This is a genomic window from Novosphingobium aromaticivorans DSM 12444, from assembly GCF_000013325.1.
Classification (GTDB): domain Bacteria; phylum Pseudomonadota; class Alphaproteobacteria; order Sphingomonadales; family Sphingomonadaceae; genus Novosphingobium; species Novosphingobium aromaticivorans.
In genome coordinates this window covers 2,397,461-2,409,028 of sequence record NC_007794.1, presented here as the reverse complement: position 1 = coordinate 2,409,028, position 11,568 = coordinate 2,397,461, and the positions used below count along the sequence as shown (strand labels likewise).

The window sequence follows — 11,568 nt, the reverse complement described above, 5'->3', positions numbered from 1 at the left end:
CAGCTTGTCAAAGCTGGTCAGGCCAGCAGGTCCTCCAGCCCGTAGAACCGCGCCGCGGTGCCCGCGAAGAGGGCGCGCTTTTCGGCATCGGATGCGCCATGTGCAAGGCGCTTGAAGGCGTTCCACAGCACGTTGTAGCTCGCGCCCCACTTGTCGACCGGATAATTGCTTTCGAACATCGCGCGCTCGGGCCCGAAGGCCTCGATGCAGGTCTCGATGTAGGGGCGCCACATCGCGGCGAGCGTTTCGGACGAAAGGCCAGCCATCGGTCCCTCTTCGGGCAGGCCGCAGAACGCCATGGCGAGGCCGCCAAGCTTGACCGTCACGTTGGGGCACTGCGCGATCGCGCGGATCGAGGTGCGCCACCCTTCGAAGCGTTCGTGCAGCTTGCCGTGATAGCTGGACGTGCCGAGTGGCGTGCCGCAATGGTCGAGGCAGATCGGCTGGTCGGGAAATGCGCGGGCGAGATCGAGCACGTCGGACAATTGCGGTTCGAGCAGCCAGGCATCGAAGGTGAGGCCCAGTTCGCCCAGATGCCTGAAGCCCTTGCGAAATTCATCCGACAGGTAGAGCCGGGGCGGGGCGTGGAAAGGCGGGCCGAGGACATCCGGATTGGCGTCCCAAGCGCCCTGGTGGCGGATTCCCCGGAAGCGGCCATTGCCCACCTCTGACAGGGCTTCGAGGACCGGGCGCGCGCCGTCGCCCAGTTGCAGGTCGGCATGGCCGATGATGGCGGCACAGGGGCGGAAATCGCCGTAGAGGCCGCTCGCGCCCTGGGCCGCAACGCCGTTCACGAATTCGACTTCGCCGACCGGCTTCATGGCCGCTTCCGCGCCGGCGCGGTAGAATGCGCCGCATTCCATGTAGACCGTCGCCACCACGTTGTGCCCGCCGCGCGCGTCGGCGAGCAATTGGTCGAAGGTGTAGTAGGCCGAGTGGGTCAGCGTCTCGATGAAGGGATGGCGCGGCTCGGGAAACGAGGCGATCAGCGGGCGCAGGTCCCACAGGTGGTGGTGCGGGTCGATGATCGGCAGATCGGGTTCGAGAATCGCTTCTTCGGCCATTGTCCTGTCCCATTGCGCGCCTCTTGCGGGCGTGGGGGGACTATGGCGCATGACGCGACCGTATCAAGCAGGTTCTAATCGCTTGATTGAACGGGCGGCCCCGCAAGGCCGCCCGTCCACAATCATCCGCCGGCGGTCACCCGACCGCGTTGGCCGCGCTGAGCACGGCGCGGACGCTGGCCGTGGCGACGTCTTCATCGATCCCCACGCCCCAGATGGTGCGGCCATCTGCGGTCCTGCATTCGACGTAGGCGGCCGCGCGAGCGTTGCTGCCGGCGCCCATCGCATGTTCGGAATAGTCGGTTATGTCGATCTCGACGCCGAAGCCGTCGCGCAGCGTGGCCACGACCGAGGAAATCAGGCCATTGCCACGACCGGACACGGACTGGACCTTGCCATCGACCTCGATCTTGCCAGCGAAGATGCGCGTCCCGTCGGCACCGCGCGTTTCTTCGTAGTCGATCAGTTGCAGATGCTGCGGCGCGTCGAGGCGATAGGCCTTGCGGAAGACGCCCCAGATATCTGCCGCCTGCAGTTCGCGGCCCAGTTCGTCGGCCAGTTCCTGCACGTGGCGCGAGAAGTGCGCCTGCATCTTCTTGGGCAGCTTGAGGCCCTGGTCCTGTTCCAGGACCCAGGCAAAGCCGCCCTTGCCGGATTGCGAATTGACGCGGATCACAGCTTCGTAGCTGCGGCCGAGATCGGCCGGGTCGATCGGCAGGTAGGGCACCGACCAGAGTTCGTCATTGCGCTTTTCCTGCGCGGCGAAGCCCTTCTTGATGGCGTCCTGGTGGCTGCCGGAAAACGCGGTGAAGACCAGTTCGCCGCCATAGGGATGGCGCGGATGGACGGGGAGCTGGTTGCAGTATTCAACCGTCTGGATCACTTCGTCGATGTCCGAGAAGTCAAGCTCCGGATCGACCCCTTGCGTGTACATGTTGAGGCCGACGGTAACGAGGCAGCAATTGCCCGTGCGTTCGCCATTGCCGAACAGGCAACCCTCGACGCGGTCCGCGCCCGCCATCAGGCCGAGCTCGGCGGCGGCGACGCCGGTGCCGCGGTCGTTGTGGGTGTGCAGCGAGATCACCGCGCGGTCGCGGCCCGGCAGATTGCGGCAGAAGTATTCGATCTGGTCCGCATAGATGTTGGCCGTCGCCGCCTCGACCGTTGCGGGCAGGTTGAGGATGATCGGCTTTTCGACCGTCGGCTGGAGAATTTCCATGACCGCCTCGCAGCATTCAATGCTGAAATCGAGTTCGGCAGTGGAGAACGTCTCCGGGCTGTATTCGAAGTGCCAGTCGGTCTGCGGGAAGCGAGCGGCCTGATCGCGCAGGTGCTTGGCACCGGCGATGGCGATGTCCTTCACGTCCGACTTTTCCATGCCGAACACGACCTGGCGCCACAGCGGCGAAACCGCGTTGTAGACGTGGACGATGGCCTGCTTCGCGCCGGCGAGGCTTTCGAACGACGTCTTGATCAGGTCCTCGCGGGACTGCGTGAGGACCTGGACGAAGACGTCATCGGGAATGCGGCCGGAATCGACCAGCCCGCGGATGAAATCGTACTCGGTCGCGCCGGCAGAGGGGAAGCCGACCTCGATTTCCTTGATGCCCACCTTGAGCAGCAGATCGAAGAAACGGCTCTTCTTTTCGGCATCCATCGGATCGATCAGCGACTGGTTGCCGTCGCGCATGTCGGTCGAGAGCCAGCGCGGGGCCTTGGTGATCGTGCGGCTGGGCCACTGGCGATCGGGCAGGTCGATCTGCGGGAAGGGACGGTACTTGGCCGAGGGGTTCTTCAGCATGGTCATGTAAAAGCACTCGAAAGATCTGGATTGCGTTACGTGGTTCCTGTTCCCCTGGGCGCCGTGCGCGCCGGGGCAGACCGACGCGTCAGCTTACGCCCAAGGGCGGGTAAGTCGCAGGGTAAGGTCCAGTCGAGCGGTCATCGCCAATGCCTATGGTGATTCGGCGCGCGCTTGTCCAGAATGAATGCGAATGGATCGGGAGAGATCAGGCATGAATGTTGCGCCTTTCGTTGTCGACATACCTCGCGGCGAGATCGAGGACCTGCATCGTCGCATCGACATGACACGCTGGCCCGAGAAAGAGACGGTCGACGACTGGTCGCAGGGCACGCCGCTTGGCGCGTTGCAGGATTTCGTGAGCTACTGGCGCGGCGGCTATGACTGGTACGCGTGCCAGAGGATGCTGAACGACTGGGGCATGTTCGAGACCGAGATCGACGGAGTGGCGATCCGCTTCCTCCACGTGCGCTCTGCGCAAGCAGATGCGCGGCCCTTGCTGCTGACCCACGGCTGGCCGGGATCGATTCTCGAGTTCCGCCGCTGCATCGCGCCGCTGACCCGCCCAGAGGAGCATGGTGGTACTGCCGCCGACGCGTTCCATCTCGTGATCCCTTGCCTGCCGGGATACGGCTTTTCCGGAAAGCCCACGCGCAAGGGCTGGAGCGTGCAGAAGATCGCGCAGGCCTGGGGCGAACTGATGAAGCGGCTGGGCTACGAAAGCTGGCTTGCACAGGGCGGGGACTGGGGTTCCGCCGTTACCACTGCCATCGGGGCGCTGAAGGTGGAGGGCTGCGCGGGCATCCATCTCAACATGCCGATCGCCCGGCCCCTGCCGGAGGACCTGGCCGCTCCGACGCCGGAGGAGCTAAGGGCGCTGACCGCGCTACAGCACTATCAGGATTGGGATTCGGGGTATTCCAAGGAGCAGGCGACCCGGCCCCAGACGGTAGGTTACGGGCTGGTCGATTCGCCGGTCGGGCTGGCTGGCTGGATCTACGAGAAGATGTGGGCCTGGACCGACAACGAGGGCGCGCCCGAGGACGCGCTGAGCCGCGACGACATGCTCGACAACATCATGCTGTACTGGCTGACGGCGGCAGGGGCATCGTCGGCCCGGCTTTATTGGGAGAGTTTTGCGAGCTTCGGGCCATCGCAGATCGACATTCCGGCCGCGGCCAGCGCCTTTCCGAAGGAGATAATTCCCGCGCCGCGCAAGTGGTTCGAGCGCAACTGTTCGAAGCTGGTCTACTGGGGCGAGCTGGAAAAGGGCGGCCACTTTGCCGCGTGGGAGCAGCCCGAAGCCTTCGTGAAGGAACTTCGGGCCGCGTTTTCCCTGATGTGCTAGGAGCTTACTTCTTTTCGAAGGCAGCCGTGATGTCGAGCTTCACTTCGTCGGAGACGAAGGGGATGCCGTACTTCACGTTGAAGTCCGACCGCTTGATCGTGGCGGTGCCGTGGAAGCCGAGCGTGGCTGCCTTGTTGAAGGGGTTGGTGCCGGCGCCCGCGAAAGTGGCGTCGATGGTGACCGGCCTGGTCACGCCGTTGAGGGTGAGATCGCCGGTGATCCTGGCGCTGCTGCCGTCCGCGCCGGGCGCGACGCTGGTCGAGACGAAAGTGGCGTCGGCAGGAGCCGCGCCGAAGAAGTCGGCAGGCTTGCCGTCGGCGCCCGGCTTGAGCAGGTGGGCGGTAAGGGCCTGGTTGACCGTGACGACCTTGCCGACCGGGATCGTGACCGAGACCTTGGCCGCGGCGGGATTGGCCGGGTCGATCTGGAGAGTGCCGGTCACGTCGCCGAAGAGGCCGAAGTAATCGTTGAAGCCGAAGTGGTTGACGCGCCAGGCGACAAGGGAATGGCCGGCGTCGGCGGTGTAGTTGCCGGCGACGACCCGGCTCTTGTCCGCCTTGCCGGGGGCTTCGGGCATTTGCGCGACCATCGGTGCGGCCACGGCTGCGAGGGCGAGAGGCAACGCGAGGGCAAGCGCGCGGGACATGCGGGAAAGCTTGGGCAAGGGGGATCTCCTGAAGTCACTTCGGGAGGTGCAAGGTGCCAAAGCTGGTCGTCCCGCACAAGGGGACGCAACTGCGTGTCATCCGCAGCGCATTGTCATCACCCGGCCGTCTTCGTCGAGGATGATGTTCAGCCTGTCAGGCCGATAGTCCTGCGTGATTGCCGTTCCGGGCCGAATCCAGCGCACCCGATTGTGCGCGACAGATGCCACGAGGGCTTCGCGCACCTTCGGGGTGGCGGAGGTGCCCGAATAGCGGACAGCCATGCGCAGTCCGCAGGTGTCGGTGACGGCTATCGGGTCGGCCGGGCGGCCTGTCGTCCGGGGCGGGGTGGGGCGCTGGCCCATTTCTTCCGCAGGGCGGGCATGGGCGGACGTGATGAGGGGCAGGCACAGCAAGGCCGCGCCAATCGACGATTTCAGCACTGTGCGACCTTTCACTGGAGTAATTCCTCCATAATGGAGGGATAGCGTCCAATACGGTGGCGTCCACTGCTTTCGTCGATTGTGCGCGGCCGTTGGTGGAATTTGACGACCCGTAAAGAGTCGCCAAATTCAAATGCTTGCGATCAGTTCTTGGTCTGGTCCACGAGCTTGTTAGCGCCGATCCAGGGCATCATGGCGCGCAGCTTGGCGCCGGTTTCCTCGATCTGGTGGCGCTTGGCGAGACCGCGGGCAGCCTTGAGTTCGGGCTGGCCGGCGCGGTTGTCGAGCACGAAGTCCTTGACGAAGCGACCTTCCTGGATGTCGGCGAGGACGCGCTTCATTTCCTTCTTGGTCTCTTCGGTGATGATGCGCGGACCCGTCTTGATGTCGCCGTATTCGGCAGTGTTCGAGATCGAGTAGCGCATGTTGGCGATGCCGCCTTCATAAAGCAGGTCGACGATCAGCTTCAGTTCGTGGAGGCATTCGAAGTAGGCCATTTCCGGCGCGTAGCCGGCTTCGACCAGCGTTTCGAAACCGGCCTGGATCAGGGCGGTGGTGCCACCGCACAGCACGACCTGCTCGCCGAACAGGTCGGTTTCGCATTCCTCGCGGAAGTTGGTTTCGATGATGCCCGAACGGCCACCGCCGACGCCCGAGGCATAGGCAAGAGCGACGTCGTGGGCGTTGCCGGTCACGTTCTGATGGACGGCGATCAGGCAGGGCACGCCGCCGCCACGCTGATATTCCGAGCGGACGGTGTGGCCCGGGCCCTTCGGCGCGATCATGATCACGTCGATGTCGGCGCGCGCCTCGATCAGGCCGAAGTGGATGTTGAGGCCGTGCGCGAAGGCAAGCGCGGCGCCCGGCTTCATGTTGGCGTGCAGGTCATCGGCATAGATTGCGGCCTGGTGCTCGTCCGGCGCAAGGATCATGAGGATGTCGGCCCAGGCGGCGGCATCGGCGTTGGCGAGGACCTTGAAGCCGGCGGCTTCGGCCTTCTTGGCGCTGGCCGAACCGGGGCGCAGCGCGATGGCCACGTCCTTGACGCCCGAATCGCGCAGGTTCTGCGCGTGGGCGTGGCCCTGCGAGCCGTAGCCGAGAATGGCGATCTTCTTGTCCGTGATGAGGTTCAGATCGCAGTCTGCGTCGTAATAGACTTTCATGGTGTTTTCCCTCTTGTCCTGATCGTCATGCTGAACCTGTTTCAGCATCCATCTTGTCGCGTACGCAGTTCTCGCCAGAAAAAGGCAGTGCTTACCGACACATGGACCCTGAAGCGAGTTCAGGGTGACGAGTGGGTGTTGCTCCGGTTGGTTGCTTGTTCGAGTATCCAGTCAATTCAGGCGGCGGTGGCGCCGCGGATCATGCCGACGATGCCGGTGCGGCCGACCTCGACGAGGCCAAGCTCCTTCATCAGCGAGACGAAGCTGTCGATCTTGTCCGGCGCGCCGGTCAGCTCGAAGATGAAGCTGGAGGTCGTGGTGTCGACCACCTTGGCGCGGAACACGTCGGCGAGGCGCAGCGCCTCGACGCGGTTCTCGCCCTTGCCCGAGACCTTGATCAGGGCCAGCTCGCGCTCGACGAAGGGGCCGACTTCGGTGAGGTCGGTGACCTTGTGGACCGGCACGAGTCGTTCGAGCTGCGCGCGGATCTGGTCGATGATCGGCGGCGGGCCGTGCGTCACGATGGTGATGCGGCTGACGTCGTGGCCGTCTGTGATGTCGGCCACGGTCAGGCTGTCGATATTATAGCCGCGCGCGGTGAAGAGCCCGGCGATCTTGGCGAGGATGCCTGCCTCGTTGTCGACAGTGATGGTGAGGACGTGGCGCTCCTGCGCCTCCTGAGCGATGTGCATCATTGTTCCGGTGTCCTTCAGACCAGCGCCTTGGCTTCGTCGTCCATCGTGCCGGCGACTTCGTCCCCGTAGAGGATCATGTCGGTGTGCGCAGCCCCCGACGGGATCATCGGGAAGCAATTCGCTTCCTTGGCGACGAGGCAGTCGACGAAGACCGGGCCGTCATGATCGATCATCGCCTGGATGCCGGCGTCCAGCTCGCTTTCGTCGGTGATGCGGATGCCCTTCCAGCCGTAGGCTTCGGCGAGCTTCACGAAATCGGGCAGGCTGTCCGAGTAGGAGTTCGAGTAGCGGCTCTCGTAGGTGAGTTCCTGCCACTGGCGGACCATGCCCATCCATTCGTTGTTCAGCACGAAGACCTTGACCGGAAGGCGGTACTGGGTGGCCGTGCCGAGTTCCTGGATGTTCATCTGGATCGAAGCATCGCCCGCGATGTCGATGACCAGCGCATCGGGGAAGCCGGCCTGTGCACCGATCGCGGCGGGAAGGCCATAGCCCATCGTGCCGAGGCCGCCCGAGGTCAGCCACTTGTTCGGCTTCATGAAGTGGAAGTGCTGGGCAGCCCACATCTGGTGCTGGCCGACTTCGGTGCTGATGATCGGCTCCTTGTGCCTGGTCAGCTCATAGAGACGTTCGATCGCCAGCTGGGGCATGATTTCCTTGCCGCGACGCGGGAAGGCGAGGCTCTGCCGGGCACGCCAGCCATCGATGCGGGCGTTCCATTCAGTCAGGTCCTGCTTCTGGTAGCCGCGCTCGAGCCATGCTTCGATGAGCTGGGCAAGGACCTTGCCGCAATCGCCGATGACCGGAAGGTCGACCTGGACGGTCTTGTTGATCGAGGCCCGGTCGATGTCGATGTGGATCTTCTTGCTGTTGGGCGAGAAGGCATCGAGCCGGCCGGTGACGCGGTCGTCGAAGCGGGCGCCGATGCAGACGACGAGGTCGGCGCGGTTCATCGTCATGTTGGCTTCGTAGGTGCCGTGCATGCCGAGCATGCCGAGCCATGCCGGGTGGTCCGCCGGAAACGCGCCAAGGCCCATCAGCGTGGAGGTCACGGGCGCGCCGGTCAGCGACTGGAGTTCGCGCAGCAGGCGGGCCGCTTCCGGGCCGGCATTGATCACGCCGCCGCCCGTGTAGAAGACCGGCGCCTTGGCCTTGGCGATCAGTTCGATCGCTTCGGCAATCTCCTTCGCGCCGCCCTCGGTCTGGGGAGCATAGCGGTTGCGCTGCTGCGGGGCGGCGCTGCTCCACGCGGCCGTCGCGATCTGCACATCCTTGGGGATGTCGATCACGACCGGGCCGGGGCGGCCCTCGGTGGCGATGCGGAACGCTTCGTCGATGGTCGCCGCCAGCTGCGACGGGTCCTTCACGAGGTAGTTGTGCTTCGTGCAGTGGCGCGTGATGCCGATCGTGTCGGCTTCCTGGAACGCATCCGAACCGATCAGGGCCGTGGGGACCTGGCCGGTGATGACGACCATCGGAATCGAATCCATGAACGCATCGGCAATGCCGGTGACGGCGTTGGTCGCGCCCGGGCCCGAGGTGACGAGCACGACGCCGGGCTTGCCGGTGGCGCGCGCGTAGCCTTCGGCGGCGTGGGCAGCGCCGGCTTCGTGGCGGACTAGGATGTGGCGGAGGCGTTCATCGCCGAACAGCGCATCGTAGATCGGGAGCACCGCGCCGCCCGGATAGCCGAACACGAACTCGACCCCCTTTGCGACGAGGCTTTCGACCAGGATCTCGGCGCCGCTGCGCTCGGTTGTCACGTTACTTCATCCTTCTTCGCGTCGTGGCCCGATAGCCCCGACCGCACCTGCAAAAAACAAAAAATTTCGGCTCGGCGCAGGCATGCTGCGCCGAGCCGTCTCTCCCTATCGGGCACCCGATCGACACGAGACGTGGATCGAGCAGTTGACGGCCTGCTACTTGACATAAAATGACGTGTCAAGCGGCTATAGGCGTAATAAACTTGCGATCTTGGCGCTGTCAATGGAATTATCATACTCCATTCGCGGCCAATCGCCCGGATTCTGGTGCCTGAGCCATGTGTACTGCCGCTTGGCGTAGTTCCGGGTCGCCTGCTGACCCGATGCGATGGCCGCGTCGCGGGACAGATCGCCGCGCAGGAAGGCCGCGATCTCGGGCACGCCGATGGCGCGCATGACGGGCAGGGAATCGGGCAGATCGCGGGCGAGCAGCGCCTCTACTTCTTCGAGCGCGCCGCCGTCCCACATCAGTTCGAAGCGCAAGTCGCAACGTCTGTAGAGCCACTGGCGCTCCGGCAGGAGGATCAGCGGGGCAAGCGCGACATCGTTGCCGATGCCGCCGCTGAGCTGCTGCTGCCAGTAGGCCAGGGGACGCCCGGTGGAGCGCATGACTTCGAGCGCACGGGTAATGCGCTGCGCATCGGCGGGGGCGAGCTTGCGGGCGCGTTCGGGGTCGGATTTCTCGAGCTCCGCGTAGGCGGCCTCCAGCGGCATCGCGCGGACCTCTTCGCGGACCTGCGGGTCGATCTCGGGGACCGGAGCGATGCCGTCGAGCAGGGTCCGGATATAGAGGCCGGTGCCGCCGACGAGGATCGGAAGCGCGCCGCGCTGATGTGCGGCGGCGATCTCGCGCCGGGCTGCGGCTGCCCAGTCCGCGGCAGAGCAGGCCCGGGCCCCGTCCCACGCGCCGAACAGCACGTGCGGCACGCCGCGCATCTCTTCGTCCGAAGGCCGCGCGCTGAGGACGCGGAGATCGGCATAGACTTGCGCGCTGTCGGCATTGACGATGACCGCGTCCTGCCCCCGATCCATGGCGCGCAAAGCGAGGTTCACGGCCAAATCGCTCTTGCCGCTGGCCGTCGGCCCTGCGATTAGCGCCAACCTTGGCCGTTCGGCCGCTGCCTTCACGTTATCGTCCAAAAAGGAATTCCCGGTGATCATCGCGCGCCTGATAGCAGACCCGGAGACGCTTGGTGACAATCTTGCGCTCGCCATGGAAATGATCGAGGCCCGTGACTGGGAAGTGGCCGGCGCCGGGATGCTGGAATTCTGTTCGGAAGTGCTCGAACTGGAAGTGGTCGAAGGCAATCCCGTAGGTATCCGCCAGATACTCGACCAGTGCTTCCCGGAAAGCGACCTGCTGCTTTCCAACGGACTGATCGAAGTGCCCCACCTGTTCGTGTCGGACATGGATTCGACCATGATCGGCCAGGAGTGCATCGACGAACTGGCTGATTTCGCCGGTCTCAAGGAACGCATCGCCGCGATCACCGAGCGTGCGATGCAGGGCGAACTCGATTTCGAGTCCGCGTTGCGCGAGCGCGTGGGACTGCTGAAGGATCTGCCCGAAGCCGCCATCGCCCAGTGCCTTGACGAGCGCATCCGGCCCATGCCCGGCGCGCGCACGCTCGTGTCGACCCTAAAGGCGCGCGGTTGCCATACCGTGCTGGTGACGGGCGGCTTTCATTCCTTCGCCGATCCGGTCGCGGACCTTCTCGGCTTCGACCGGGTGGTGGGCAACCGGCTCGGCCTTCATGAAGGCGTGCTGACGGGCGGCCTGGTGGGCGGCATCGTCGACAGCTCGATCAAGAAGAAGGTGCTGCTGGAAGAGGCCGAGCGCCTGGGCGAGGGCTCTTTGAGCCTGGCGACCGGCGATGGAGCCAACGATATCCCCATGATCGAGGCGGCAAGCTTCGGCATCGCCTATCGCGCAAAGCCCAAGGCCCGCGCGGCGGCGGATGGCTGGATCGACCGGGGCGACCTGACGTCCATTCTCTCGCTGCTGGGCATTGCCCGCGAGGACTGGGTGTTCGACTGATCAGGCGAGCCCAGCGGCGCGGCGAGGGCGACGGGCAAGTACGCGCAAGCCCAGCGCGGCCAGTGCGAGCAGGGTCATGGGCACCGCTATGGCCCGCGATTCGGCCAGCGGAATGCGCTTTGCATAGGCAAGCGTGAAGATCAGCCAGATCACGTGGATGCCTAAGGTATGAAGCCGCTTCCAGTTGCGCCCCAGCGTGCGCATGGCAGCGTCGTTCGATGTAAGGGCCATCGCGAAGATGAACGCATAGGCGATCCCGCCGGGAATGAGCGAGACGAGCGTACGCGGCTCGGGATCAAGGCGCAGCGCCACGATCAGGGCGAAGAGGTGGATCGTATGGCTCGCGGCAAAGCCGAGGCCCCACCAACGCCGGTCGCGCACGAGGCCGCGGCTCCACGGCGCTGGCGAAAGCCTTGCGAAGGACGAGGCGGCATAAGTTATCAGGAAGATCGGAAAGCCGATCCGCGCCGTCCATCGCGCGGCCAGGTGCCACCCTTCGAGCCCGGTGCCCCCGACCTGAAGGCCCGCGCCAAGTGCGGCAGCCCCCGCGACCGCGCCGAGCATGGTAGGCCATTTGCTGGTCATATCGCCTTCTTCCCCCGTCAGGCG

11 protein-coding genes are annotated in these 11,568 nt (G+C 64.9%); 2 read left to right on the top strand and 9 right to left on the bottom strand.

Translation table 11 applies throughout. The features are described 5' to 3' along the window. Window positions 1–17: 17 nt before the first annotated feature. Window positions 18–1,064: an amidohydrolase family protein gene (locus tag SARO_RS11410; RefSeq protein ID WP_011445911.1), complete on the bottom strand. Its 1,047-nt coding sequence runs from the start codon at window positions 1,062–1,064 to the stop codon at window positions 18–20. Window positions 1,065–1,200: 136 nt separating this feature from the next. Then, window positions 1,201–2,871, bottom strand: a complete 1,671-nt coding sequence (gene leuA / locus SARO_RS11405; RefSeq protein WP_011445910.1) for a 2-isopropylmalate synthase — start codon at window positions 2,869–2,871, stop codon at window positions 1,201–1,203. Window positions 2,872–3,079: 208 nt separating this feature from the next. On the opposite strand from leuA, the gene SARO_RS11400 reads away from it, so the two are divergent. After that, window positions 3,080–4,213 (top strand): epoxide hydrolase family protein, encoded by a 1,134-nt coding sequence (locus SARO_RS11400; RefSeq protein WP_011445909.1) that lies wholly within the window; start codon window positions 3,080–3,082, stop codon window positions 4,211–4,213. Between the two features lie 4 nt (window positions 4,214–4,217). On the opposite strand, the gene SARO_RS11395 is transcribed toward SARO_RS11400, so the two are convergent. The 6 genes from SARO_RS11395 to miaA form a co-directional block, all read right to left on the bottom strand. Further along, window positions 4,218–4,877 carry a YceI family protein gene (locus SARO_RS11395; protein WP_011445908.1) on the bottom strand — a complete coding sequence of 220 codons (660 nt, stop codon included), beginning with the start codon at window positions 4,875–4,877 and terminating at the stop codon, window positions 4,218–4,220. 78 nt (window positions 4,878–4,955) lie between these two features. Beyond that, the gene (locus SARO_RS20240) at window positions 4,956–5,315 is read right to left on the bottom strand and encodes an I78 family peptidase inhibitor (RefSeq protein ID WP_011445907.1); all 360 of its coding nucleotides are present in this window, start codon (window positions 5,313–5,315) and stop codon (window positions 4,956–4,958) included. Window positions 5,316–5,443: 128 nt separating this feature from the next. Then, complete coding sequence (gene ilvC / locus SARO_RS11385; protein WP_083760869.1) at window positions 5,444–6,511, bottom strand: ketol-acid reductoisomerase; 1,068 nt, start codon at window positions 6,509–6,511, stop codon at window positions 5,444–5,446. A 128-nt stretch (window positions 6,512–6,639) separates the two neighbouring features. Beyond that, entirely contained in the window at window positions 6,640–7,155 is a 516-nt protein-coding gene (ilvN, locus tag SARO_RS11380; protein WP_041551064.1) for an acetolactate synthase small subunit, read from the bottom strand. Between the two features lie 17 nt (window positions 7,156–7,172). Then, entirely contained in the window at window positions 7,173–8,921 is a 1,749-nt protein-coding gene (gene ilvB / locus SARO_RS11375; protein ID WP_011445904.1) for a biosynthetic-type acetolactate synthase large subunit, read from the bottom strand. Between the two features lie 186 nt (window positions 8,922–9,107). Continuing rightward, complete coding sequence (gene miaA / locus SARO_RS11370) at window positions 9,108–10,082, bottom strand: tRNA (adenosine(37)-N6)-dimethylallyltransferase MiaA (RefSeq protein WP_041551062.1); 975 nt, start codon at window positions 10,080–10,082, stop codon at window positions 9,108–9,110. On the opposite strand from miaA, the gene serB reads away from it, so the two are divergent. Further along, window positions 10,075–10,959, top strand: a complete 885-nt coding sequence (serB, locus tag SARO_RS11365) for a phosphoserine phosphatase SerB (RefSeq protein WP_011445902.1) — start codon at window positions 10,075–10,077, stop codon at window positions 10,957–10,959. The genes miaA and serB overlap by 8 nt on opposite strands. On the opposite strand, the gene SARO_RS11360 is transcribed toward serB, so the two are convergent. Next, window positions 10,960–11,544 (bottom strand): hypothetical protein, encoded by a 585-nt coding sequence (locus SARO_RS11360; RefSeq protein ID WP_143004851.1) that lies wholly within the window; start codon window positions 11,542–11,544, stop codon window positions 10,960–10,962. Window positions 11,545–11,568 lie beyond the last annotated feature (24 nt).